This is a genomic window from Kineococcus sp. AC630 (assembly GCF_979255925.1).
Window position 1 is genome coordinate 61431 of the sequence record NZ_CEEDMJ010000001.1, and the last position, 25139, is coordinate 86569.

The following is a 25139-nucleotide window of genomic DNA, read 5'->3' on the forward strand; positions in this document are numbered from 1 at the left end:
ACCTTCCAGAACCGCTACCCGGTGGACCTCGGACGCACCGCGCACCGCGCCTGACGATGACCGGGATCTCCAAGAAGTTCGGCACGACCACCGTCCTGAACGCCGTCGACCTCACGGTCGATCGAGGCGAGATCCATGCGCTCATCGGTCAGAACGGCGCCGGGAAGTCGACCCTGGTCAAGACCCTCGCCGGTCTGTACCCCGACTACTCCGGTGAGATCCGTGTCGATGGACGACCGGTGGTCATGCGCAACCCGCGTCAAGCTCGACGAGACGGCGTGGCCGTCATCCACCAGGAGTTCAGCCTCGTCTCCAGCCTGTCGGTCGCCGAGAACCTGCTGCTGGGACGCGAACGCTCCGGGCCCGGATTCAAGCTCTCGCAGGTGCAGAAGGACGCTGCAGAGCTCGTGCAGCGGATCGGCATCGACATCGGGGCGGACCTGACCGCTCCCACCGAAGGACTCAGCCCGGCTGTCCACCAGCGCATCGAGATCGTCAAGGCGCTGGCCGAGAACGCCTGCGTCCTGGTGATGGACGAACCGACGGCTCGTCTGTCCGAAGCAGAACGCTCCTCCCTGTTCTCACTCGTGCACGACCTGGCTCGACGCGACGTGGGCATCGTCTTCATCTCCCACTACCTGGACGAGGTGCGGGAGGTGTGCAGCAAGGTCACCGTCATGCGGAACGGTTCCGTCGTCGACACCAGGACGACGCAGGCACTGACCGTCTCGGCCATGGCGACCCTCATGCTCGGGGAGGAGCTGGCGCACGACCTGCACACGGATGCCCCGGACGGTCACGGAGGCGACGGGGAAGAACTCCTCGCCGGTCACGGCCTGACGTCTGCCGGCTACCTGCACGACATCGACGTCTCCCTGCGGCGGGGAGAGGTCCTCGGCATCGCCGGCCTGGTCGGATCGGGGCGCACCCGCCTGTGCCGGCTCCTGGCCGGAGCCGACCGACCGACGTCCGGGAACCTGTCCCTGCGCGGCCAGCCCGTCGACTTCCGATCGCCCCGGGCAGCCATCCGACGAGGGGTCGTCCTCATCCCTGAAGACCGCAAGCACCAAGCGCTGAGCATGGAGGCCTCACTGTCACAGAACGTGGTCCTGATGGCCATCCAGCGCGGCATCGGGCGCTGGGGCTTCGTTTCGCGCCGATCGGTGCGGCGTTTGAGCACGGAGCTGATCCAGAGTCTCGAGGTACGTCCGGGCAACATCAACGCTCCGGCGGGCACGCTCAGTGGCGGGAACCAGCAGAAGATCGTGCTCGGCAAGGCGCTGCTGGCCAATCCCGAGGTCCTGATCATCGATCAGCCGACGGCCGGGGTCGACGTCGGCACGAAGGTGCAGATCCACCGTCTGATCAAGGAGCGAGCCCGGGCCGGTGCGGCCGTGGTCGTGGTCTCCGACGATCTCGAAGAACTCCACGGACTCGGCGACCGGTTCCAGGTGCTGCACCGAGGTCGCACGATCTGGACCGGCAGCTCCCGCGAGGTCACGTACGACCAGTTGGTGCACGCGATCGCCAGCGGCGAGGCGCCCCGTGCCGCCTGAGCCCCCACCGCCGATGACCTCGACCCGAGGTGCCTTCCTGGCCCTCGACATCGGCGGGACCACGGTCAAAGGCGCTGCGGTCTGCGACGACGGAACTGTCGTGACCGAGGCCGCGGTCAGCACCGGACGGGGGGCGGACGCAGTGCGCACGGTTCAGGTCCTCGCGCACCGGCTCGTGGCCGCGGCTCAGGCGGACACCGTCCGGAGCATCGGTGTGTCAGTGCCCGGCCTCATCGATGCCACCTCAGGAACGGTCTCCTACGCCGCGAACCTGGGGTGGCGCGACCTGCCCCTGGCCCACCTGCTCCGCCAGGAGTTCACCACCCCCGTGCGCCTCGAGCACGACGCCCGCGCCGGCGCCATGGCTCACCTCGACGACCGCACCATGGGACCGTCGCCCACCTTCCTCTTCGTCCCGGTCGGAACCGGGATCTCGGCGGGCGTGGTCGTCGAAGGGCGGCCGGTCGGCGGGGCAGCAGGTGAGTTCGGTCATGTCCCCGCTGTCCCCGGGGGGGACCTCTGCACCTGCGGCGCAGACGGCTGCGTCGAAACGTACGCGTCGGCGGCCAACATCGTCCGCAGGTACCGGAACCGGGTCGGCAGCAGACGCAGCCCTCACAGCGCCGCTGACATCATCGCGAGGACCGAGAGTGACGCCGATGCGGCAGCCGTCTGGTCCGAGGCGATCGATGCCCTGGCCACCGGCTTGATCGGTGTCACCGCGTTGCTCGACCCCACGCGCATCGTCCTGGGCGGCGGAGTCTCCAGGGCCGGTGAGAAACTGCTGGAGCCCCTGACCGGCGCCATGCGGCGACGGATGCCGTGGCGCCCGGTGCCGCAGTTGCAGATCAGTCCCTACGCCGACAGGGCCTCGCTCATCGGCGCCGGCAGTCTGGCTCTCCGCGACCTGGTGGACTCCGACACCCACCGCGACCTCGTCCAACGGCTCAGTGGACACGTCGCCCACTCCGGCAGCACGACGACTGAACAGGTGACCACAACCTCGTGAACCACGACTCCTCCGCCCTGCGCGTCGGTTTGATCGGCGCCGGCGGCATCAGCCACCACCACCTCCCCCACCTCCTACGTCTTGGTGCCGACGTGACGGTCTTCTCCGGGAGCGGCGCCCAGGAGTTGGTCCAGCGGTACGGCGGATCGACCGCGGCCTCGCTCGAAGAACTGCTCGAGCGCGTCGACATCGTCACTGTCGCGACTCCCACCCACACGCACGCGGACATCATCCGCACCGCTCTGTCCCACGGAAAGCACGTCATCTCGGAGAAACCGCTGACCCGTCACTACGCCGATTCGCTCAGCGTCCTCCGAGCCGCCGAGGACAGCGGCCGGATCCTCCTGCCCGCGCACGTCGTGCGCTTCTTCCCCGAGTACGCCCGGCTCAAGGCGGCGGTGGACGAAGGCCTGCTCGGCGACCTGGCGGTACTGCGTTTCACTCGATCCGGCGCTGCACCGACCACCACCGCTCCGTGGTTCGCCGACGAATCCTCGTCCGGAGGCATCATCGTGGACCAGATGATCCACGACCTCGACATCGCGCGGTGGGTGGCCGGGCCGGTGCACACCGTCTCGGCGGCCGCCACCCGCAGGGGTGGGGCACGTTCGGCTCACGTGACCCTCAGCCATCACAGTGGCGCCATCACCCACGTGTACGGCGAATGGGGCGCCCCGCACCTCACGTTCACGACCTCCTTCTCGGCGACCGGAACCAACGGCCAACTGCGGCACAGCAGCCGCGGGGAATCGACCGTCTCCGAAGACCTCGATCGATCCACCACCGGCGGTTCCCTGGTGCCGGTCGTCGACGCCACGGCCAGTCCCTACTTCCTCCAGGTCGAGGAGTTCCTGCGGCAGTTGAGGACGGGCGAGCCGGGTCGCGTCACGGCACGCGACGGCGTGGAGGCCGTACGACTGGCCGTGACAGCCCTCGAGTCCGCCACCTGCGGCCAACCCATCCACCTCGGGGAGCCCGGATGACCACCACCGCTGACCGTCCGCTCCGCATCGGCCTCTTGTCGCTGGCCCACGTGCACGCGGAGACCTACGCCCGGATCCTCAGCCGCCGGGACGACGTCCACCTGCTGTCCTGCGACCCGGGCCCCTACCGGGACCCCGAGCACACGCGAGGCTCCGCCCTGGCGCGAACCCTCGGCGTGAACTACGCGGACAGCTACGACGACGTGCTCCGGTGGAAACCGGACGGGGTCGTCGTGACGGCCGAGAACACCCGTCGGCCGGCGCTGCTGGCTGAGCTGGCCACCCTGGGCATCCCCGTCCTGACCGAGAAGCCCCTGGCGACCACGAGCGTCGACGCGTCCGCGGTGCGCGAGACCGTGCGGGAGCACCAGCTCCCGTTGATGCTCGCCCTCCCGGTGCGCTACGCGTCCGACTTCGCCCGCCTCAAGAGGGACCACCTCAGTGGTGCCCTGGGCGACATCGTGTCGATCCAAGCGGTCAACACCGCTCGCCTACCCGATCGACGCAGCTGGTTCACCGACGAGGAACTGTCTGGTGGCGGTGCACTCGTGGACCACCTCGTCCACGTGCTCGACCTCGTCGACCAACTGACCGGTGACACTCCGCTCGACGTGCAGGCCGTCGGCAACACCATCCTCCACCCTGCAGCAGGTCCGGTGGAGACCGCCGCGCTGGCCACCATCAGGTACGCCTCCGACATGATCGTCAGCATCGACTGCTCGTGGAGCGAACCGGAGAGCGCCCCCACCTGGGGTGGGCTGCACCTGCGAGTCGCCGGCACTCGCGGGGTGATCGAGATCGACTTCTTCCGCCCGAGGTTGCGGGGACTGAACCGGCTCGCCGGGACGCCTCTGGAGCTGCCGTACGGCCCCGACCTCGACGAAGTCATGCTGGACACCTTCCTGAGGCGCGTGAGAGGCCTCGAGGACCACACCACCGAAGCAGACCTGGCGTCCGCATCCCGGGTCGTCGCCGTCATCGAGGCCGCTCAGGAGTCTCTGCGCACCGGCGCCACCACCGGTGTGGCGTCGCCGTCGTGGGACGTGTGATGTGGAGGTCGTCATCGACGAGCGACGCCGACTCGGTGATCTCGCAGCCGAACTGATCCTGCAGCGTCTGCGGGCCGGACAGCTGAAGGTCCCGGGTGTGGCGACAGGGTCATCGCCTGTGCCCGTCCACCGAGCACTCGCGGCCAGCGGGGAACCTTCCCTGTCCTCGCTCCGCGTGTTCGCTCTCGACGAGTACGTCGACCTGCCCCACGACCACCCGGAGAGCTACCACGCTGTCGTCGACCGCGAGGTGACCCGGACACTGCGTCTGGAACCGGACGACGTGCACGTTCCCGACGGGGTAGCTGCTGATCTGGACCTGGCCGCCGATCACTACGAGGAGGTCATGACGCGCGCCGGCGGTGTCGATCTGCAGATCCTGGGGTGGAAGACGTCCCCAGTTCCTGTCTCACGCAGGGCCTGGGCACGATCCTCGACGCACGTGAGATCGTTCTGACCGCTTCCGGGTCGGCCAAGGCGCGTGCCGTGGCAGAAGTGGTGGAAGGGGCGATCACCGGCCTCTGTCCCGCTTCGGTCCTGCAGCAGCATCCCGGAGTCACCGTCTTCATCGACGAGGAAGCCGCTGCAGAACTTCGCCCTGCGCGAGGCCCCCGAAGCCTCAGATCGAGGTTCCGCACGTCGTGGGTGAACCAGCTCCCGACTCCTTCGCACGGGGGCGGCGCGAGAGACTGCTCATCGTCGTTGCGCCTCGCTCCGATCTGGTACGTGGACCACCACGCAGAGCCCACGGGTGCGGAACACGCTGAGGAGGCGCCCGAGCGAGCCGCCGCGTGGAGTCCCTCCTGAACACCGCGCGGAAGGGTCAACAACCATCTGCTGTCATGCGACCACCCGAGCGAGCACCTCTCGCTCGACCTTGGCGCGTCCCTGCAGAACGGCTCCGTCCAAGATGGCGTCGACTCCCAGAGTCGAGAGGACCACATCCGGTGGGTAGAGGACGAGGTCACGCAATTCACCGACCAGCGCCTCCTGGAGCGCGGGCCCCGCGTCGCCCATGTGGCCACCCAGCACCACGATCTCGGTGTCCAAGGCCAGCAGGACAGGAGAGATGCCCCGGGCCAGCTCCCGTGCCATCTCGTCAACGCTGCGCACTTCGGCGGGACTCACGCCGTTTCGTTCTCCACGACCGACCGCCCGTGCTGACGACGACCGGAGATCCCGCTGTTGCCCGAGGTCTGCAGCCGCCACCAAGTTCGGTGCGTTGACGATCGAACCCAGCGGGTGGACGTCCTCGCTCCGAGGCTTCGACACGCCACTGCGCACGTGCCACAGTTCGCCGCTGGCCCCGTTGTGCCCACGAACCAGCTGGCCGTTGACGATGACTCCTGCCCCCAACCGCTCACCCAGGAGGAGGAAGATCAGATCACCAGGCTCCGCCGGTCCGCCACCGCGGTGCACGGCACGTTCGGCGACAGCAGCCAGGTTGGCGTCGTTCTCCAGCTCCACCTCGCAGGCCACCAACTCCTCGAGTGAGCCGCGAAGATCGAAATCCGTCCAGCCAGACAGGCCGGGAGAGGTGAGGATCCGCTGACGAGCGAGGTCCAGGATGCCTGGGGTTCCCACCGTGACGGCGAGGGGATCTTTCGGCGTGAGGCCGGCCGTCGTCAAGCAGGAGCGCAGAGCTCGCTCCAGGACGGCGAAACGCCGGGTGGCCGGGGTGTCGGGGGCGACAGCCTCACGAACGACAGCGACCTGAACGCCGAGCAGGTCGGCGACGCAGACAGCCACCTCCTCGGCGCCCACATCGACACCGACGACGTGACCAGCTCCAGCGTGGAACTTGTACGTCTTCGCCGGCCGACCCAGCCGTCCCCCACCCCCGGCAGGCTCGACCAGAGTCAGCCACCCTTGAGCTGTCAGCCCTTCGGCGACGGTCTCGACCGTGGGGCGAGACAGGCCGGTGTTGCTCATGATCTCCGTCACACGCAAAGCCGGTACCACCTCACGGCACTGCCCGTACCGGTACAACGTCGTGAGGACGGCTTGAGAGTTCTGCTGACGCAAAGACGTCCCGGAGCCAGCGCCTGGCTGACCACCAAAGGCTGACAGGTCCACCCGGCGACCGTACCCCCAGCCGTCGGCAGACACAAATGATTCACATCTCAGCCGCGAACCCGTGCACGCATTCAATTTCATCGAGCACTTCGCAACAGCAATGCGGTCGTCGCGATTCATCGTGTCGTGCGCCGTGGTCGAGGTGTTGCGGGACAAGGCCTGCGGCGGCGAGGAATCCGATCCGCCATGGACAGGAATGACTTCTTCTCGAACGCGGTAGTTCTCCAACCAGGCGTTGCCCTGCTCGGCGCGGGCTCTGGCGTGAACGCAAACGAGGTTGAACTGTCGCTGATCAGCGGTGAGTTTCGTGGTGGTGGAGGTCTCGAACGGCAAGAACCACCCCGCGATCGAGGGTGGTGGACCAGCGACGATCAGTGCCTCTCGTGGCGCGGTGACAGAAGCACAACACGTGCAGAAGGTGAGTGCGTGCTCCGAAGGCATCGCGGCGCACACCTCACGGGGCCCGTCCGGAAGACCTGGAAGCGTTCACCAGCTCGGTGGCCGGGCCAGCCGTCGTCGACCACGACGCGAGCGAGCTCCGGGCGTCCGACGGGAGTGGGAGCAGCGTCGCGAGGCACGGAGACTTCCGATTGCTGGTGCGGTTCCTCGAGCGCTCCGCACCCCGCTCGGAGGACTTCCTCACGTCACGGACCCGGTGGCCTTCGGCGTGTCACCAACGTCGGCGGTCAGGACACCTGACTGGTCTTCGAAGCCGTGGAAGCCCCCGCAGCCGACCGGCTGCGGGGGTGGACGTGCTGCGCGATCAGGCGGGCAGCGGGACCCGGTGCGTCCCGCGCAGGCGGAACACCCGGTCGGGGGCGCCGTTGGTCCCGTCGAAGCCGAGGCGGACGTCGCTCACCCAGGCGGCGCGGATCTTCAGGTCGTCGCAGGTGCTGCGGGGGTTCGGGAACTGGAAGCCGGCGTTGAGCCTGGCGGCGTTCGTGCCCTGCCGGGTGTAGCGGTTCGTGGTGCCGCCGTAGCCGCCCCAGATCCCGGACGGGGCGAGGGTGGTGCTCAGCCACCGGACCCGCGTGCTCGTCCCGCACGTGTACCGCTCGGTGAGGCGGGCCGAGGAACCCGGACCGCCGAAGCCGCCGAGCTGGTTCTGGCTCGACGGGTCGTCGCTGAGGCCGCCGTAGGCGTCGAAACCGGAGACCGTCGCGGTGACGTAGACGTAGCCGCAGTCCGAGGACGGCGGGTGGATCGACTGGCAGCCGAAGAAGACCGGGTTGGTGGCCGGACCGTAGACGCCGACGTCCACGGCCGACAGCGTGAGACCGGACCGTGGGCCGGCGGACGCCGCCGGCGCCACCCCGACGAGCAGGACGAACGTGGCCGCGAGCGCGGCGAAGACCTTGCGGTACATGGGATTCCCCCCGAACCAGAGACGTGTGGACGACAGGCGACCACTCCCCCCGGCGGTGGCCGTGGCGAACAGCCTGCCACGTCCACTAGGCCGAACGGGTGACTTCCCCGGAATCCGTCCAGCCGTCGCGGACCTGCCGTGGCCGTAGGCTGCCCCGGTGCTGGTCGTCCACGGGCTCTGGACCCGCGCGCAGACGCTCGCCCTCTGGGTCGAGGTGCCGCGCCGGCGTCCCGGCACCGCCCGGCCCGCCGACCTGGCGGCCCTGGCCTCCCTCGCACCCCGCGCCACGGCGCTGGCCGACGCCCTCTCCCGCCCGAGCAGCCGGACGGTGACGCTGCTGCTCCCGTGCACCCCGGCGGGGCGTCCGGCCGCCTCCACGGGGCGAGCGCGCGAGGACCTGCGGCTCGCCCCGGTGGAGGTGGACGTCGTGGAACTCCCGGGGGCCCGGGCCGTCGAGGTCCTCACCGAGGTCAGCGCGCAGCAGCCGCCCGTCTCCGACGGGTTGCGCTGGATCGCGCACGTCGCGGCGGGCGCCCGGGCGGCCGTCGACGCGGGGCACGTCGTCCCCGACCTCAGCGGCGACGGTGAGCGGTTCACCGCCCGCTGGATCCCCCTCCCGGACCGCGCGTTCCACCGCTGGCGCGCCGCCGTCGCCGAAGCCTGCCCGCCGGTGCTGCGCGCCGAGCCCGGACCGGGACGCCACGACGGACCGCCGGCGGCCACCTCGGTGCTCGACGACGTCTGCACGCTCGTCGTCGACGTCCTCACCGCCGAGCGCACCGAGCGGGTCCGGCTGCACGAGGTGCCGGAGGGCCCGAGCGTGCAGGCGTGGATCGGGGCACTGCAGCGGGGGGAACCTGTCCCGGACGCCGGGAACCTGCGGGCGCTGTCGCGGCGGGTCCGCGAGTGGCACCGCAGCGGTGACGACGCCGGCTACGACGTCGTCCTGCGCGTCGTGGAACCCGAACCGTGGGAGGACGTCCCCGAGGAACTGGCCGACGGGAAGCTCGACACCCGCGAGTCCGACCGGGTCGCGGACCTGAACTGGCGGATCCAGACCCGGCTGCGCCCCTTGGACGACCCCAGCCTCACCCTCACCCTGGATCAGGCGCGGGCCGAGGGGGCGAGTTCCCCCGACGGCGAGGACCCGTTGCTGCTGATGCTCACGGGGACCGCCCGCGCCGGTGCCGTCCACCCGCCGTTGCGGCGCATCCTCGGCGGAACGTCACGACGCGGGGACGCGGCCGCCGAGGCCGGGGTGGAACTCTCGATCGAGGAGCTGCTCGACCTCGTCGAGAACGGTGGTCCGAAGCTCGCCGCCGCGGGGATCCCGCTGCAGCTCCCCCGGCACTGGACGAAGAAGGCGCTGTCGCTGTCCCTCAACGCCTCCGCCACCCACCCCGGGATGATCACCGATCCGCAGGTGCGCAAGGACGACCTCATCGCCTTCCGGTGGCAGGTCGCCCTCGGGGACTCCCCGATCACCGAGGCCGAACTCCTGGCCCTGGCCGCCTCCAAGGCCTCGCTCGTCCAGTTCCGCGGGGAATGGGTGCAGGTCGACCTCGAGACGCTGCGGCGCAGCGCGACGTTCCTCCGCACCCGGGGCAACGGCAAGGCGTCGGTGCTGGACGTCCTCGCCATGGTCGGCGCCGGACGTGACCTGCCGGCCCCGGTCACGGGGGTCGACGCCCGCGGGATCCTCGGGGACGTGCTCTCGGGTGACGCCGCCCAGCGGTTGCCGGAACTCCCCGACCCGCCGGGGCTGCGAGCGGTCCTGCGGCCCTACCAGCGCCGCGGTCTGACCTGGCTCGCGACGATGTCCGACCTCGGCCTCGGTGCCGTCCTCGCCGACGACATGGGGCTCGGCAAGACGTTGCAGCTGATCGCGTTGCTGCTGCACGAGAAACCCCGCGAACCGGGACCGACCCTGCTGGTCTGCCCGATGTCGGTCGTCGGGAACTGGGCCGCGGAGGCGTCCCGGTTCGCGCCGGGGCTGCGGGTGCACGTCCAGCACGGGACGGGACGGCCCCGGGGTACGGAGTTCGCCGCGGTCGCGGCGCAGCACGACCTGGTCGTCACGACGTACGGGCTGCTGGTCCGCGACGTGGCCGACCTCGCCGCGGCGACGTGGCACCGGGTCGCCCTCGACGAGGCCCAGTACGTGAAGAACGCCAACACCCGACAGGCCCGCGCCGTGCGCGCGATCCCGGCCGCGCACCGGGTCGCCCTCACCGGGACCCCCGTGGAGAACCGGCTGGAGGACCTGCGGGCCGTGCTCGACGCCACGAACCCCGGACTGCTGGGCAGCGCCGCGAGCTTCCGGGACACCTTCGCCGTCCCCATCGAGAAGCTCGGCCACGAGGAACCGGCCCGCCGGCTCGCCGTCGTCACCCGCCCGTTCGTGCTGCGCCGGGTCAAGACCGACCCCACCGTCGCCGGCGACCTGCCCGAGAAGATCGAGATGACCGTCCGGGCCAACCTCACCCCCGAGCAGGCGGCGCTGTACCGGCGTGTCGTCGACGAGCTCGTGAAACGACTCGCGGACAATGACTCCGACCCGGGCGGGATGTCCCGTCGCGGCTTGATCCTGGCCACGCTGACCCGGTTGAAGCAGATCTGCAACCACCCCGCGCACTACCTCGGCGACTCCTCCGGGGTCCTGCACCGCGGGCGGCACCGGTCGGGGAAGCTGGAACTCCTCGACGACATCGTCACGTCGGCGCGCTCCGAGGGTGAGAAGGTCCTCTGCTTCACCCAGTTCGCCGAGTTCGGCCACATGCTCGGTCCGCACCTCGCCGATCGCACCGGGGAACCCGTGCCGTTCCTGCACGGCGGCGTCTCGCGACGGGGCCGCGACCGGATGGTCGCGGAGTTCTCCGAGTCCGGCGGTCCGGGGGTCATGCTGCTCTCCCTCAAGGCGGGCGGCACCGGGTTGAACCTCACGGCGGCCAACCACGTCGTGCACGTCGACCGCTGGTGGAACCCCGCCGTCGAGGACCAGGCCACCGACCGGGCCTACCGGATCGGGCAGCACCGCCAGGTCCAGGTGCGCAAGCTCGTCAGCGTCGGAACGGTGGAGGAACGGGTGGACGCCGTCATCACGCGGAAACGGGACCTGGCCGACTCCGTCGTCGGCAGCGGCGAGGGCTGGATCACCGAACTCGACGGGGACGCCCTGCGCGAACTCATCAGCCTCGGCGAGAACGCGGTGGGCGACTGATGCCCGACTGGGAGCAGTACGGCCGGCGCCGCGCGGGCGGGGGCCCGAAGCTGCGGTCGCAACGCGGCCGGATCGCGCAGAACTGGTGGTCCCAGCGGTTCACCGCCGCGCTCGAACGCACCGGTGACGCCGGGAGGCTGGCCCGGGGCCGGACCTACGCGCGGGCGGGGCAGGTCGTCGAACTGACCCCGCGACCAGGGGCGGTCGGCGCCCGGGTGCAGGGGTCCCGGCCCCGGCCCTACCTGGTCGAGATCCTCGTCCGCCGGTGGTCGGCCTCCGAGGTCGAGGCCGTCGTCGCGACCGTCGTCGAGAACCCGCTGCTGCTGGCCCCGCTGTTCGAGGGTGACGTCCCGCCGGGACTGGTGGACCTGCTGTCCGGCATCGGGATCGAGCTCCTGCCCGAGGACGCCGAGGTCGAGTACGACTGCAGCTGCCCCGACGACGGGGAACCCTGCAAGCACGCCGCGGCCGTCGTCTACGCCCTGGCCGAACGGCTCGACGCCGAACCCGCCACGACGCTGACCCTGCGCGGGGTGGAACTCGGGGACCTCGTGCGTCGCATCACCACCGCCGCCTCCGGACCCTCCGAACCCGTGGAGGACCTGTCCCGCCACGTCGCGACGTTCCACCGCAGCGGCGGGCCACTGCCCGAACTGGGGGTCCGACGCCGGATCCCGGGCCGGACCGTGGTCGACGACCTCGACGACCTCGTCCTCGGTCCCGGCGCGGCGGGGATCGCCGACGTCCTGCGGCCCTACTACGTGGCCTTGAGCTCCCGCTCGTCGCGCCGGTAGCGCCGCACGAAGCCCCGGAGCAGCGCCGTCGCCGCCGTGGCCTGGGAGCGGCGCAACTGCGCGACGACCTCGTCGTACTCCGCCGGGTCGAAGTACCCCTCGTGCCGGTAGACCGCGACCCGCTCCAGGATGCCCTCGACGTCGAGTTCGGGGTGGAACTGGGTGGCGTACTGGTGGTCCCCGACGCGGAAGGCCTGCACCGGACACGTCGGGGAGGACGCCAGGACGACGGCGTGCGGGGGGACGTCCCGGACCGCCTCCTTGTGACCGACGAAGGCGTCGAACGTCGACGGCAGGGAACCGAAGAGGGGGTCGGCCCGACCGGCCGCGGTGAGCGTCACCGGGACCGTGCCGATGGGTTCGCCGTGGGTGTGGTCGACGGTCCCGCCCTGGTGCACCCCTAGGGTCCCCACGCCGTAGCAGGCGCCGAGGAACGGCACGTCCTCCTCGATGACCCGGTCCATCAGCCCGGAGAGTTCGCGCTCCACCCGCCGCTGGACCGGGGACTTCGTCTCCTCCGGGTCGCTCGTGCAGAACGGGCTGCCGCCGAGGAGGATCCCGGAGAACTCCGCCAGGTCCAGCTCCGGCAGCGGGTCGCGTTCCAACCGGATCCGGCGCAGCTCCCCCGGCCCGAACTGCCCGTAGCGCAGGAACGCCTGGATCTCCGACTCCGCGACGGCGTCGTCGGCGCGGGTGGCCAGCAGCAGGAACGGTCTCACGGACGTGACCCTAGATCGCGCTCCCGCCCGGCGCAGGGTGAACGCCGCAGGCCCCCACCCCGTCGGGGTGAGGGCCTGCGGGCTCAGCGGATCAGACGGGGACGATCTCCGGCGCCTGCAGCCGCACGGCGTCGGCGGAGGCGTCGTCCGGCTGTTCCTGCGAGGCGCGTTCGGCGGCCACGCGCTGCTGGTAGGTCTTGACCTCGGTGGAACGACGTTCGTCGTCCCAGCCCAGCGGCCCGGCCATCAGGTCGGCCGCGAGTTCCGCGGTCTCGGTGCCGCGGTCGTAGGTCTCGATCGAGATCCGGGTGCGGCGGGCGAGGACGTCGTCGAGGTGACGGGCGCCCTCGTGGGTCACCGCGTAGACGACCTCGGCCTTCAGGTAGTCGTCCGCGTGCGGCAGGGCCTCACCCAGCGTCGGGTCCGCCGCGACGAGCGCGAGGACCTCGTCGATCGCCGAGCCGTAGCGGTTCAGCAGGTGCTCGACGTGGTCGACGTGGATGCCGGCCTGCGCCGCCAGGGCGTGGCGACGGTTCCACATCGCGTGGTACCCCTCGGCCCCGACGAGCGGGACGTTCTCGGTCGTGGAGACCGGGATCTTCCCGTCGAGACCGTCGACGGCCACGTCCACGGCGTCCTTGGCCATGACGCGGTAGGTCGTGTACTTGCCGCCCGCGACGACGACGAGACCCGGGACGGGGTGGCCGACGACGTGCTCGCGGGAGAGCTTGGAGGTCGACTCCGACTCCCCCGACAGCAGCGGACGGAGGCCCGCGAAGACGCCCTGGACGTCCTTGCGGGTCAGCGGGGACTTCAGCACCGAGTTGGCGTGCTCGAGGACGTAGTCGATGTCGGCGCTGGTCGCGGCCGGGTGGGCCTTGTCCATCGTCCAGTCGGTGTCGGTCGTCCCGATGATCCAGTGCCGGCCCCAGGGGATGATGAAGAGGACGGACTTCTCGGTCCGCAGGATCACACCGGTCTTGGACTGGATGCGGTCGCGCGGGACGACGAGGTGGATGCCCTTGGACGCCCGGACCTTGAACTGCCCGCGGGCGTTCACCAGTTCCTGCGTCTCGTCGGTCCAGACACCCGTCGCGTTGATGACCTGCTTGGAGCGGACCTTGATCTCGGCCCCGGTCTCGAGGTCCACGAGGACCGCACCGATGACGCGCTCACCCTCGCGGATGAACTCCTTCACCCGGGTGCGGTTGGCGATCATGGCCCCGTAGGTCGCCGCGGTGCGGGCGATCATCATGGTGTGGCGGGCGTCGTCGACCTGGCCGTCGTAGTACTGGATCGCGCCGACCATGGCGTCCTTGCGCAGACCGGGGGCCTCCTTGGCGACACCGCGCCGCGTGAGGTGGCGGTGCAGCGGGAAGCCCTTGTTGTTGCCCCCCGAGATCGCCATGCCGTCGTAGAGCGCGATGCCCGAGCCGATGTAGGGGCGCTCCACGAGGCGCTTGGACAGCGGGTAGAGGAACGGCACCGGCTTCACCAGGTGCGGGGCGAGCTTGTTGCGCAGCAGACCGCGCTCGCTCAGCGCCTCGTGCACCAGCGCGAAGTCCAGCATCTCCAGGTAGCGCAGGCCACCGTGGATCAGCTTCGAGGACCGGCTCGAGGTACCCGACGCCCAGTCCCGTGCCTCGACCATCGCGGTGCGCAGACCGCGGGTCACCGCGTCGAGCGCGGCTCCCGTCCCGACGACGCCGCCACCGATGACGAGGACGTCGAGTTCACCTTCTGCCATCTCGCGCAGCGCGTCTTCCCGTGCCTGCGGTGACAGTGCCTTGATCTCCACGTCCTGCTCCTCAACCTCTTCTTGCGGGTTCTGCTCCATGGTGTGCGCCGGGCGCGCATCGCGCGCGCCCGACGCGTTCAGGGGTGGGTCAGTCGACGTCGACCCAGTTCAGCGTGCGCTCCACGGCCTTCTTCCAGCCGGTGTAGCCGTCCTTGCGCTGCTCCTCGTTCCAGGTCGGCTCCCAGCGCGCGCCCTCGTTCCAGTTCTCGCGCAGCTCGTCGAGGTTCTTCCAGAACCCGACGGCCAGACCGGCGGCGTAGGCCGCGCCCAGCGCCGTCGTCTCGGCGACGACGGGCTTGGAGACGGGGACGCCGAGGATGTCGGCCTGCAGCTGCATGCAGAGCTGGTTGGCGGTGATGCCACCGTCGACCTTGAGCACCTCGACCTCGACGCCGGAGTCGGCGGTCATGGCCTCGGTGACGTCGCGGCTCTGGTAGCAGATCGCCTCCAGCGCGGCCCGGGCGATGTGCGCGTTGGTGTTGTAGCGCGAGAGCCCGACGATGGCGCCGCGGGCGTCGGAGCGCCAGTACGGCGCGAACAACCCGGAGAAGGCCGGCACGAAGTAGCAGCCGCCGGAGTCCTCCACCTGGCGGGCCAGCGACTCCGACTCCCCGGCACCGGAGATGATGCCGAGCTGGTCGCGCAGCCACTGGATGGCCGAGCCGGTGACGGCGATCGAACCCTCGAGGGCGTAGACCGGCTTCTCGTCGTTGAACTGGTAGCAGACCGTCGTCAGCAGCCCGGCCTTGGAGCGCACGAGCTCCTCACCGGTGTTCAGCAGCATGAAGTTGCCGGTGCCGTAGGTGTTCTTGGCCATGCCGGGGTCGAAGCAGACCTGCCCGACCATGGCGGCCTGCTGGTCGCCGAGGATGCCGGTCAGCTTGACCTTGCCGCCCAGGGGGCCGGTCTCCAGGGTCTCGCCGTAACCCTCGGTGTAGGAGGACGGCTTGATCGTGGGCAGCATCTGGCGGGGGATGCCGAAGATCGCGAGCAGCTCGTCGTCCCAGTCGAGGGTCTCGAGGTCCATCAGCATCGTGCGGCTGGCGTTGGTGACGTCGGTGACGTGGGCACCGCCGCGCGGGCCGCCGGTGAGGTTCCAGATGAGCCAGGAGTCGGTGTTGCCGAAGATGGCGTCACCCTTCTCCGCGGCCTCGCGCACCCCGTCGACGTTCTCGAGGATCCACTGGATCTTGCCGCCGGAGAAGTACGTGGCGGGCGGCAGCCCGGTCTTCTGGCGGATCTTCTGGCCGCGCTCGTCGCGGTCCAGCGCAGAGGCGATCCGGTCGGTGCGGGTGTCCTGCCAGACGATCGCGTTGTAGTACGGGCGACCGGTGGTCTTGTTCCAGACGACGGCGGTCTCGCGCTGGTTGGTGATGCCCAGGGCGGCGAGGTCCTTGTACGTCAGGTTGGCCTGGCGCAGACCGGACTGGATGACCGAGCTGGTGCGCTCCCAGATCTCGATCGGGTCGTGCTCGACCCAGCCGGGCTTGGGCATGATCTGGGTGTGCTCGAGCTGGTACTTGGCGATCTCGTTGCCGCCGTGGTCGAAGACCATGAAACGGCTGGAGGTGGTGCCCTGGTCGACCGCGCCGACGTACTGAGGTCCGCTGGTGTCCGTCATGTCTTCTCGTCCGTCTCTCTGCGTTGAGTGGTCGGGTCAGTCTTCGGTGAGGACGCGGCCCTCGGGCTCCGGGGCGTCCTCGTCGGGCAGGTGGCGCTCGACGAGCACCTTGTACAGCGCACCGCCGATGAGACCACCGAGGATCGGGGCGACGATCGGGACCCAGAAGTAGAACGCCCCACCGGGTTCGCGCATGGCGGTGGAGTACCCGGTCACGAACGAGGCGAGCCGGGGGCCGAAGTCGCGGGCCGGGTTGATGGCGTAGCCGGCGTTGCTGCCCCACGCCATCCCGATGCCGACCACGATGAGGCCGACGATGAACGGCGTGAGGTTCGCGCCCGGGGGCATGGCCTTCGCCTGGGAGACCGCGAAGATCAGGAACACGAGGATCGCGGTGCCGAGGACCTGGTCGAGGAACGCGCCACCGACGCTGACGTCGGCGCCGGGCAGGGTGGAGAAGATGCCCTGGCTGGTGTACGTGTGACCCGGGTCGAGCGCGTCGATCGGGCCGGCGTAGACCCAGCGGACCAGCAGCGCGGCCACGAACGCCCCGAGGAACTGCGCCACGCTGTAGGGCAGGACCTTCTTCCAGGAGAAGCCCTGGAACACGGCGAGCGCGATGGTGACCGCGGGGTTCAGGTGGGCACCGGTCGTGCGGCCGGCGACGTAGATGCCGAAGGTGACCCCGAGGCCCCAGGCCCAGTGGATCGAGTCGGCGCCGCCGTTCTTGCCGGCCACGACCTGGGCGACGACACCGACGCCGAACAGGATGAGGATCGCGGTACCGGCGAACTCGGCGAGGAGCTCACCGACGAGCGTGGGTTTGCGACGGATCGTCGCCGCGGGCGCGGCGGACTCCGTCGAAGAACTGTGGGACATGGGAACTCCACGTTGAGTCGGGCGTGCAGACGGCGAAGTTGCCGTGGTCTGGAAGGTAGGAGGGGGCAGGACCGGCGTCAACGCGTCCGGTTCGACCATGTCGAACGATCTGCGCCGGTAGCGGACGGTGCGTCACCGTTCACCCGTTCGGGCTCAAGCTCGTGGCCCAACGTGCCGACGTCGACCGGGTGACCCCGCTGCGCACCGACCCCACGAGCGCGCCCGGCCCTGCGCTCGGGCAGGTGCTGCGCGAGAACGCCCTCCGCTCGGTGTTCCAGACCGTGGTCGACCTGGCCACCGGCGAACCCGTCGCCGTGGAGGCCCTGGTCCGCGGTCCGCACGGTTCCGCCCTCGCTTCCCCGGAGCAGTTGTTCACGGCGGCTGCGGACGCCGGCCGGCTCGCCGACCTGGACGCCGCCTGCCTGCGCACGGCGCTGAGCACGTCGACGGGCGCGGCCACCCTCTTCGTCAACGTCTCCACGGACCTGGTGGAGGTCCCGTCCGGAGACCACGCCCACGTCGTGGCGGACCTGACCGAGCGGGCCCTCACCACGCGGCCGGGTGACGTCTTCCGGCTCGCGGCCCGCCTGCGCGAGCGCGGGTGGGGGATCGCCCTGGACGACCTGGGCGCGGACCCGGCGGCGCTGGCCCTGCTGCCCGTGCTGCGTCCCGACGTCCTCAAGCTGGACCTGCGTCTGCTGGCCGCCCGACCCGAGGCCGAGGTGGCCACGATCGTCCAGGCCGTCGGCGCCCAGGCCGAACGGGACGGCTCGCTCGTGCTCGCCGAGCGGATCGAGAACGCCGCGGACCTGCGGACCGCTCGCGCCCTGGGCGCCACGCTGGGGCAGGGGTGGTTCTTCGGTCGGCCGAGCGAGGACGCCACGGCTGCGGCCCGCGAGCCGCTGCGGCCGGCCGCGCGACCGGCACCCCTCACCGGGTCGCCCTTCGCGGCGGTCGCGTGCCGACGGGCCGCGCGACGCGTCGACGCGGACGTCGTGGAGGACACCCTCCGGCACCTGGAACGGCACGCGCTGCGCAGCGTCGAACCCACCGCGGTCGTCAGCCTCGGGACGGCGTCGGCCGAGCGCGTCGCCCGGCACGAGCAACTGGCCCGGCGCGCCGGGTTCTCGCTGTCCCTGCCCGGCGCCGACGAGGTGGGCGCGGTCGTGCTGGGGCCGCACTTCGCCTCGATCGTGCTCGCCCGGCCCGTGGGCGCAGAGTTCGACCTCGTCGTCTCCCACGACCGTGACCTCGTGGTCTCGGTCCTGGCGGGGCTGCTGGAGCAGGCACCGGAGCGGACCCCCGAGCGCACCGGCGAGGCGTCCCCCGCGGTCGTGGACCTGGCCCCGGCCGGGCAACGGGACCTGGTGGCCACGGTGTCGCAGGCGATCGACGACGACCGGCGGGTCGGCACCGGGACGGGTCTGCTGGTGGTCGGCGTCGACGGCTCCGAGGGCTCCTCGACGGCGTCGCGCGCCACGGTCGTGGCCCGGATGCGCCGGGCGGTGCGCTCGGTCGACCGGTGGATCCCGGTCGGCCCCGACCTCTTCGCCGTCCTCCTGACCGGGTTGCCGCGGGCGGGCAGCGAGGGTGTCGTCGAACGCGTCGCCGACGCCCTGCTCATGGCGGTGGAGACGTCGATGGACACCCATCCCGACGTGTCGGTGAGCATCGGCGCGAGCCTCGCCCCGACGCGGGCGGCCACGGGTGCGGAGGCGCAGCGGCAGGCCGTCGCGGCGCTGGACGCGGCCCGCCGCGCCGGTGGGCACTGCGCGCGCATCTGGCCCGTCTGACAAGCTCGACCCCAAGGCTGGTGCGGTCGCGGTGCAGCGAGCGCCGAGAAGGAACTTGGTGGGGATGTCGGGGTACTTCGCGCTGTTGCGCGATCCGTTGGTGGCACGTCCGTTCATCTCCTCGGTGGTGGCCCGCATCCCCATCGCCACGGCCCCGCTGGGGCTGGTGCTGCTGGTGCGCGACCAACGCGACTCCTACTCCCTCGCCGGGATCGTCACGGGGCTGTTCGCGGTCGGGCTGGCGCTCGGTTCGCCGTTCTGGGGCCGGGCGCTGGACCGGCTGGGGCAACCGCGCGTCCTGGTCCCCACCGCGGCGGCGAGTGGTGGGCTGCTGCTGCTCCTGACGGGAGCGACGGTGTGGCAGGCGGTTCCGGAGCCGGTCCTGCCCGTGCTGGCCCTGCTCGCCGGGACCGCGTTCCCGCCCCTGAGCCCGGCGATGCGTTCGACCTGGCGGGTGGTGGTCCTGGAGGAACGACCGCGTCGGCGCGGGTACGCCCTCGACGCGGCGGCGGTGGAGACGATCTTCGTCGGCGGCCCCCTGCTGCTCAGCGGGTTGCTGCTGCTCGGGGTCGCCGCGCTGCCCCTGCTGGTGACGGTGCTGCTGCTGTTCGGCGGGACGATGGCCTACGTCCGCTCCCCCGGCGCGCGGCGGCCACCGGCCACCGTCGGGGAGGGTGGGTCGCACGGTGCGGGAGCGGCGCTGCTGCACAGCCCGGGGTTCGTCCTGCTGCTGGTCGTGATGGCCGTCATGAGCATCGGCTTCGGCATCCTCGACGTCTCGATCGCCGGACTGGCCGAGCACCTGCTGGGGTCGGCGGACCGGCTGGGGGTGCTGTTCGCGCCGATCGCCGGCGGGTCGGCCATCGGCGGTCTGCTCTACGGCAGCCGGGACTGGCGCAGTCCGGACCGGCGTCGGCTGCTGGTGACGCTGGCCCTGTTCGGGGTCCTGCTCCTGGCCGTCGCGACGAGCGCCGGGGCGGACGTGCCGCTCGTCGTCCTGATGGTGGTCCTCTTCTTCGCCGGGCTCTTCATCTCCCCGAACCTCATCGCCGCTCAGGGGTTGGTGGACCAGCTGGCCCCGGCCCACCGGCTCGGGGAGGCGCAGGCGTGGCTGTCCACGGCGATCACCGCGGGCGCGGCGCTGGGCAACGCGGCCGCCGGCCTGATCCTGGACGCCGCGGGCCCGCGGGAGGCCCTCACCACGGCCTCCTGCGCGGTGCTCACGGCGGCGGTGGTCTGCCTGGCGGCGCAACGCGTGTGGGGTCGGCGCCCGGTCGCCGTGGCCCCGTAGGCTCCCCCCTCGTGACCAGCTCCACGCCTGCCCGCGCTCCGCGTCCGACCGCCCTCGTCACGGGGGCGACCGCCGGTCTGGGGGCGGGGTTCGCGCACTCGCTGGCCCGCCGTGGTCACGACCTGGTGATCGTCGCGCGCGACGAGACCCGGCTGGAGTCGTCGGCGGCCGCACTGCGGGCCGAGCACGGGGTCGACGTCGAGGTCATCGCCGCCGACCTCTCCGTGCGTGCGGACCTGCAGCGGGTGGCCGAGCGGGTCGCCAGCCCCGAGGCCCCCGTGGACGTCCTCGTGAACAACGCCGGCTTCGGCTTGAAGCAGCGCTTCTTCGACGGTGAGGTCGCCGACCACGAGCGCATGTTCGACGTGCTCTGCCGGGCGGTGATGGTCTTGTCGCGGGCGGCGACGGGGGCGATGGTGCCCCGCGGTCGCGGTCGGATCCTCAACGTCGGCTCCGTCGCCGGTCTGGTCCCGGGGGGCGGGCACTACTCCGCCGCCAAGGCCTACGTGATCGTGCTGACCGAGACCCTCGCGGGTGAGCTGAAGGGCAGCGGCGTCAGCGCGACGGTCGTGGAGCCGGGCTACGTGCGCACCGAGTTCCACGCCCGTTCGGGGATGCGCTCGGGCGGGGGGTCGGGTCTGACCAACCGGATCTGGCTGGACATCGACGACGTCGTCGACTCCGCGTTGGACGACCTCTTCGCCGGCCGCACGGTGAGCATCCCGACGCGTCGCTGGAAGCTCGTCTCGACGGCCCTGGACGTGGTTCCGCGTCGGCTCGTCAGCACCGTCTGGAACGCCATGCCGTCCGGGGCGAAGCGCCGCCACCCCGATCGGCACTGACTGCAGGTTTCTAGAACACGGAGGGTAGTCAGGTAGTAACGTAAATGACATGAACGGTGCTACCTCGGCACGGTCCACCGAGGTGGCTCCGGTCGACGACGAGAGTGCGCGCCTCGCGGCGCTGCGCGAGTACGTGGACGTCGCGGCGGCGCCACCGCACGAACTGCAAGCGGTCGTGCGGTTGGCCCGGAAGGTCACGGGGATGCCCAACGCCGTCGTGAACATCATCGACGACCAGCTCCAGCGGCAGTTGGCCACCGAGGGGTTCGACCGCGCGGACTGCGCCCGCGAGGACTCGATGTGCTACTACTCCCTCGGCTACGGCGGGCTCGTCCACGCCCCCGACGCCCGCCGCGACATCCGGTTCGCGGCCAACCCGTGGGTCGACGGTCGCCTCGGTCGGATCCGCAGCTACGCCGCCGCCCCGCTGCTCACCCCCGAGGGCCTGGCCCTGGGCACGCTCTGCGTCTTCGACGAGGTGTCCGCGGAACTGAGCGACCACCAGCGCACCGACCTCGCCGACCTCGCGCAGCTCGTCGTGTCGATCTTCGACCGCGAGCGCCGGGCCCGCCAGACGGCCTCGCGCGAGGAGCAGCTGCTGCACGCCAACCAGGCCGCCGAGACGGCCCGGGCCATCCAGCTCGCCCTGCTGCCGCACCGGCTGCCGGAGACCGAGGCGGTGCGCCTGACCTCGCGCTACCTGCCCGGGACCGACGGGGCCGAGGTGGGCGGGGACTTCTTCGACGCGATCCCCACGGACCGTGCGTTCGTGCTGTCGATGGGCGACGTGCAGGGCCACAACGCGGCCGCCGCGGCGCTGATGGGCCGCGTCCGCACGGCCGTGCGGGCCTACGTCAGCGAAGGCCACGACCCCGCCGCCGTGCTCGAGCGGACGAACCGGTTGATGCAGAGCTTCGAGGGCGATCTGTTCGCGACGTGCTGCCTGATGTCGTTGGACGAAGGCACCGGTGAGGTCGTCGTCGCCAGCGCCGGTCACCCCGTCCCGCTGCTCTTCGCCCCCGGCCCGGTCCGTGAGCTCGACGTCGAGCCGGGTCCGCCGCTGGGGGTCCTGCCCGACGCGACGTTCCCGCAGGCCCGCCACCGGCTCGTCGCCCGCAGCCGGTTGCTGCTCTACACCGACGGTCTCGTGGAGTGGCCGCGTGACGGCGACGCCGGCGAGGAGACCCTCGAACTCGCGCTGGCCGAGATGGCCGGGGCCCCCGCGGAACTGCTCGCCGACCACGTCCTGGCCCCGGCGCGGCGCACCAAGAACGACGACGCCGCCCTGCTCGTCGTCGACTACGCCGGCCCGGCTCCGGGGACCAGGGAGACGAGCCTGGTGCTGCCTGCGGACGGCCGCGCCGTGCGCACCGCCCGCGACCACCTGCGGTCGACGCTGCAGGCGTGGGACCTCGTCGACCGGGCCGACGAGGCCGAGCTCGTGGTCTCGGAGCTGGTGACGAACGCGTTGCTGCACACCGGCTCCCCCGCCACCCTGACCCTGCGTCACGACCTGGCCGAGTCCCTGCTCTGCGTCGGCGTCGAGGACACCTCCACCCAGCACCCCCAACCCCGCGAGACCGCCGACGACGCGACGGGTGGGCGCGGGATGCTCATCGTCCAGATGGTCGCGGAGCGCTGGTGGGTGGCACCGCGCGGGGACGGCAAGACGGTCTGGGCCGACCTGCTGGTCGCCTAGCCGAGGATCGCCTCGATCTCGGCGTGCAGGCGCTCGTGGTCGAAGGGCGCGAACCCGGACCGCGCCGCGAGGCGCTGCGCGAGCCGCGCGAACAACCGCACGCCGGCCCGCAGCGCCCGTGCGGTGTCCGCACCGTCGAAGCGGCCCCAGCAGTCCTCGAGCTCGCGTTGGACGTCCGGGTCCATCCACTCCCGCATCCGGGACCCGAGGAAGCGGACGTCGACCGCCGCCCCGTACCTCGCCCGGTGGTCCCACTCGACGAGCCGCAGCAGCTGCTCCTTCAGGTCCCGGTCCCGGACCTTGGCCGACCACGGTTCGTCGCGCACGACCGCCTTCGCGCACATCAACGCCGCCGCGTAGCCCCAGTTCAGGGCCTGTTCGACGTCGGCCGCGCTCGGCGGCTCCAGGACCGGCGGCGCGGGTTCGAGACCGGCCGTCAGCCCGTCGGCGTCGACCAGGACCGTGAACGGGCGGTCGCGCACGACGGCCGTCAGCTCCCCCACGGGCACGATCGTGAGGTCCAGCTTGCCGTCGGCGTAGTAGACGATCCGTGACGGGTACCAGCCGGGTGCGTGCAACCTCTCGACGACGAGGACCTCACCCAGCTCCGACCACCACGCGTCGTCGTCCAGCAACGGGGTCGGGTCGTCCACGTACACCTCGAGGTCGCGGTCGGAGAGCGGGTGCGTGGCTCCGGCCGCGGCCGAACCGGTGAGGAGGAGCGCCCGCACGTTCGGGTCGCCACCGGCCCACCGCGTCAGCCGGTCGAGCACGTCGTCGTAGTCCACGCACCGACCGTGCCAGGTCCCACGGGCAGGTGTCAGGGCCGGGTGGCACAGTCCACGCCATGACGGACCAGACGCCCCGGCAGAGTCAGTCGCACGACCCTCGCCGCCCCCTCTCGGGCAGCTCCCGGGCCGCCGCGCCCCGTGCGCGCGACGCGGTCCCCCTCGCCCCCGACGCGTCGATCGACGTGACGCTGGTCCTGCGCCGGCGGGCACCGCTGCCCGCGGAGGTCGTGAACACCCCGCGGGCCCTCTCCCGCGAGGAACTCCGGTCCGGGTTCGGGGCGGACCCCGCCGACGTCGCGACGGTGCGCTCGATCGTCGAGGACGCGGGGCTGCGCGTGGACGCCGTCGACGAGGCCGGGCGGCGGGTGTCGGTGAGCGGTCCGGTCACCGCCGTCACGGCCCTCTTCGACGTCGACCTGCGCGAGGTGGTCTCGCAAGGTCTTGCGGGAGAGGACGTCCGCCATCGGCAGCGGGAGGGTTCGGTCAGTCTGCCGGAGGGGCTGGACGGGATCGTGACCGCGGTGCTCGGCCTCGACGACCGGCCGCAGGCGCGGGCCCAGTTCCGCGTGGCCCGGGCCGAGGCCGTGACGAGCAGCTTCACCCCGCTCCGCCTGGCCGAGGTCTACGACTTCCCCCCGGACTCCGACGGTTCGGGGACGGAGGTCGCGATCCTCGAACTGGGCGGTGGGTTCCGCCCGGAGGACCTCGACACCTACTTCCGGGGCCTGGGCCTCGCGACCCCCGCGGTCCGTGCGATCGGTGTCGACGGAGGGTCGAACTCCCCCGGTGCGGCCGACGGCGCCGACGGCGAGGTCATGCTGGACATCGAGGTCGTCGGGGCGATGGCCCCCGGCGCCGGGCTGGCGGTCTACTTCGCCCCGAACACCGACCGCGGCTTCCTCGACGCCCTCTCCACGGCGGTGCACGCCGACCCCACCCCGGCCGCGGTCAGCATCAGCTGGGGCGGCCCCGAGGACTCCTGGACCGCGCAGGCCCGGGCCGCCTTCGACGACGCCCTCGCCGACGCGGCGGCCCTCGGAGTGACGGTGACGGCCGCCGCCGGCGACAACGGCAGCGGCGACGGGGTCGACGACGGCGCCCCCCATGCGGACTTCCCGGCCTCGAGCCCGCACGCGCTGGCCTGCGGGGGAACGAGTCTGCGCGTCGGCGCGGACGGCGCCGTCGAGCGCGAGGTCGTGTGGAACGGGCGCGGCGCCACGGGCGGCGGGGTCAGCGCGGCCTTCGGACTGCCCGACTGGCAACGGGACGCCGGGGTGCTCGACCGGGTCGGCGGCGGGGCCGGGCGGGGGGTTCCCGACGTCGCGGCCGTGGCCGATCCCGAGACGGGCTACGAGGTCCTCGTCGACGGCCGGCGTCAGGTCATCGGCGGAACCAGCGCCGTGGCCCCGTTGTGGGCGGCGCTGGTCGCGCGGATCGTCCAGGCCCGCGGCTCGGGACTCGGTCTGCTGCAACCCCTCGTCTACGCGGGGGCCAGGGCCGGGAACAGTCCCGAGGGGTTCCGCGACATCACCGTCGGGGACAACGGCGACTACTCCGCCGGTCCCGGGTGGGACGCCTGCACCGGGCTCGGGGTACCCGTCGGGACGACGCTGGCCCGGCGCCTGACGAGCGCCTGAACGTGCGCGGGGCGAG

The 25139-nt window shown here is 71.6% G+C and carries 19 protein-coding genes; 12 read left to right on the forward strand and 7 right to left on the reverse strand.

Going from position 1 to position 25139, the window contains the following annotated elements:
- Positions 1–56 precede the first annotated feature (56 nt).
- Genes AC0I8G_RS00315 through AC0I8G_RS00335 form a run of 5 tightly spaced genes read left to right on the forward strand, consistent with a single transcriptional unit; the run spans position 57 to position 5054 of the window.
- A complete protein-coding gene (locus AC0I8G_RS00315; RefSeq protein WP_471728185.1) occupies positions 57–1556 on the forward strand; it encodes a sugar ABC transporter ATP-binding protein in 1500 nt (499 codons plus the stop codon).
- Positions 1557–1569: 13 nt separating this feature from the next.
- Positions 1570–2565, forward strand: a complete 996-nt coding sequence (locus AC0I8G_RS00320) for an ROK family protein (protein ID WP_471728186.1) — start codon at positions 1570–1572, stop codon at positions 2563–2565.
- Entirely contained in the window at positions 2562–3548 is a 987-nt protein-coding gene (locus AC0I8G_RS00325) for a Gfo/Idh/MocA family protein (protein ID WP_471728187.1), read from the forward strand. Before AC0I8G_RS00320 ends, AC0I8G_RS00325 begins: the two co-directional genes overlap by 4 nt.
- On the forward strand, positions 3545–4597 hold the full coding sequence (locus tag AC0I8G_RS00330) for a Gfo/Idh/MocA family protein (RefSeq protein ID WP_471728188.1): 1053 nt from the start codon (positions 3545–3547) through the stop codon (positions 4595–4597). The genes AC0I8G_RS00325 and AC0I8G_RS00330 overlap by 4 nt, the downstream gene beginning before the upstream one ends.
- Position 4598: 1 nt before the next feature.
- Complete coding sequence (locus AC0I8G_RS00335) at positions 4599–5054, forward strand: 6-phosphogluconolactonase (RefSeq protein ID WP_471728189.1); 456 nt, start codon at positions 4599–4601, stop codon at positions 5052–5054.
- Positions 5055–5437: 383 nt separating this feature from the next.
- On the opposite strand, the gene AC0I8G_RS00340 is transcribed toward AC0I8G_RS00335, so the two are convergent.
- A complete protein-coding gene (locus AC0I8G_RS00340; RefSeq protein ID WP_471728190.1) occupies positions 5438–7006 on the reverse strand; it encodes an ROK family protein in 1569 nt (522 codons plus the stop codon).
- Between the two features lie 430 nt (positions 7007–7436).
- Positions 7437–8039 carry a hypothetical protein gene (locus AC0I8G_RS00345; RefSeq protein ID WP_471728191.1) on the reverse strand — a complete coding sequence of 201 codons (603 nt, stop codon included), beginning with the start codon at positions 8037–8039 and terminating at the stop codon, positions 7437–7439.
- A 157-nt stretch (positions 8040–8196) separates the two neighbouring features.
- On the opposite strand from AC0I8G_RS00345, the gene AC0I8G_RS00350 reads away from it, so the two are divergent.
- A complete protein-coding gene (locus AC0I8G_RS00350; RefSeq protein ID WP_471728192.1) occupies positions 8197–11259 on the forward strand; it encodes a DEAD/DEAH box helicase in 3063 nt (1020 codons plus the stop codon).
- Positions 11259–12053 (forward strand): SWIM zinc finger family protein, encoded by a 795-nt coding sequence (locus tag AC0I8G_RS00355; protein ID WP_471728193.1) that lies wholly within the window; start codon positions 11259–11261, stop codon positions 12051–12053. Before AC0I8G_RS00350 ends, AC0I8G_RS00355 begins: the two co-directional genes overlap by 1 nt.
- Here AC0I8G_RS00355 and AC0I8G_RS00360 read toward each other — a convergent pair.
- The 4 genes from AC0I8G_RS00360 to AC0I8G_RS00375 all read right to left on the reverse strand — a co-directional run bounded on the left by AC0I8G_RS00360 (position 12017) and on the right by AC0I8G_RS00375 (position 17070).
- Positions 12017–12772, reverse strand: coding sequence for a glutamine amidotransferase (locus AC0I8G_RS00360; protein WP_471728194.1), 756 nt, complete (start codon positions 12770–12772; stop codon positions 12017–12019). The genes AC0I8G_RS00355 and AC0I8G_RS00360 overlap by 37 nt on opposite strands.
- Before the next feature lie 91 nt (positions 12773–12863).
- The gene (locus AC0I8G_RS00365) at positions 12864–14570 is read right to left on the reverse strand and encodes a glycerol-3-phosphate dehydrogenase/oxidase (RefSeq protein WP_328292560.1); all 1707 of its coding nucleotides are present in this window, start codon (positions 14568–14570) and stop codon (positions 12864–12866) included.
- An 88-nt stretch (positions 14571–14658) separates the two neighbouring features.
- Complete coding sequence (glpK, locus tag AC0I8G_RS00370) at positions 14659–16191, reverse strand: glycerol kinase GlpK (protein ID WP_471728195.1); 1533 nt, start codon at positions 16189–16191, stop codon at positions 14659–14661.
- Positions 16192–16227: 36 nt separating this feature from the next.
- Positions 16228–17070 (reverse strand): MIP/aquaporin family protein, encoded by an 843-nt coding sequence (locus AC0I8G_RS00375; protein ID WP_471728196.1) that lies wholly within the window; start codon positions 17068–17070, stop codon positions 16228–16230.
- Between the two features lie 161 nt (positions 17071–17231).
- Here AC0I8G_RS00375 and AC0I8G_RS00380 point away from each other — a divergent pair, with 161 nt between their 5' ends.
- The 4 genes from AC0I8G_RS00380 (at position 17232) to AC0I8G_RS00395 (ending at position 22695) form a co-directional block, all read left to right on the forward strand.
- A complete protein-coding gene (locus tag AC0I8G_RS00380) occupies positions 17232–18863 on the forward strand; it encodes an EAL domain-containing protein (protein WP_471728197.1) in 1632 nt (543 codons plus the stop codon).
- Between the two features lie 64 nt (positions 18864–18927).
- Positions 18928–20154 carry an MFS transporter gene (locus AC0I8G_RS00385; RefSeq protein ID WP_471728198.1) on the forward strand — a complete coding sequence of 409 codons (1227 nt, stop codon included), beginning with the start codon at positions 18928–18930 and terminating at the stop codon, positions 20152–20154.
- 11 nt (positions 20155–20165) lie between these two features.
- Entirely contained in the window at positions 20166–20996 is an 831-nt protein-coding gene (locus tag AC0I8G_RS00390) for an SDR family NAD(P)-dependent oxidoreductase (RefSeq protein WP_471728199.1), read from the forward strand.
- A 49-nt stretch (positions 20997–21045) separates the two neighbouring features.
- Positions 21046–22695, forward strand: a complete 1650-nt coding sequence (locus AC0I8G_RS00395; protein ID WP_471728200.1) for an ATP-binding SpoIIE family protein phosphatase — start codon at positions 21046–21048, stop codon at positions 22693–22695.
- On the opposite strand, the gene AC0I8G_RS00400 is transcribed toward AC0I8G_RS00395, so the two are convergent.
- Positions 22692–23483 (reverse strand): aminoglycoside 6-adenylyltransferase, encoded by a 792-nt coding sequence (locus AC0I8G_RS00400; RefSeq protein ID WP_471728201.1) that lies wholly within the window; start codon positions 23481–23483, stop codon positions 22692–22694. The genes AC0I8G_RS00395 and AC0I8G_RS00400 overlap by 4 nt on opposite strands.
- A 59-nt stretch (positions 23484–23542) precedes the next feature.
- On the opposite strand from AC0I8G_RS00400, the gene AC0I8G_RS00405 reads away from it, so the two are divergent.
- Positions 23543–25123, forward strand: coding sequence for a S53 family peptidase (locus AC0I8G_RS00405; RefSeq protein WP_471728202.1), 1581 nt, complete (start codon positions 23543–23545; stop codon positions 25121–25123).
- The last annotated feature ends 16 nt before the right edge of the window (positions 25124–25139 follow it).

Excerpts from the sequence above, each read along its gene's own strand:
- AC0I8G_RS00315 (WP_471728185.1), top strand. The coding sequence starts at position 57 with ATGACCGGGATCTCCAAGAAGTTCGGCACGACCACCGTCCTGAACGCC.
- AC0I8G_RS00320 (WP_471728186.1), top strand. The coding sequence starts at position 1,570 with ATGACCTCGACCCGAGGTGCCTTCCTGGCCCTCGACATCGGCGGGACC.
- AC0I8G_RS00330 (WP_471728188.1), top strand. The coding sequence starts at position 3,545 with ATGACCACCACCGCTGACCGTCCGCTCCGCATCGGCCTCTTGTCGCTG.
- AC0I8G_RS00345 (WP_471728191.1), bottom strand. The coding sequence starts at position 8,039 with ATGTACCGCAAGGTCTTCGCCGCGCTCGCGGCCACGTTCGTCCTGCTC.
- AC0I8G_RS00355 (WP_471728193.1), top strand. The coding sequence starts at position 11,259 with ATGCCCGACTGGGAGCAGTACGGCCGGCGCCGCGCGGGCGGGGGCCCG.
- glpK (WP_471728195.1), bottom strand. The coding sequence starts at position 16,191 with ATGACGGACACCAGCGGACCTCAGTACGTCGGCGCGGTCGACCAGGGC.
- AC0I8G_RS00375 (WP_471728196.1), bottom strand. The coding sequence starts at position 17,070 with ATGTCCCACAGTTCTTCGACGGAGTCCGCCGCGCCCGCGGCGACGATC.
- AC0I8G_RS00385 (WP_471728198.1), top strand. The coding sequence starts at position 18,928 with ATGTCGGGGTACTTCGCGCTGTTGCGCGATCCGTTGGTGGCACGTCCG.
- AC0I8G_RS00395 (WP_471728200.1), top strand. The coding sequence starts at position 21,046 with ATGAACGGTGCTACCTCGGCACGGTCCACCGAGGTGGCTCCGGTCGAC.
- AC0I8G_RS00405 (WP_471728202.1), top strand. The coding sequence starts at position 23,543 with ATGACGGACCAGACGCCCCGGCAGAGTCAGTCGCACGACCCTCGCCGC.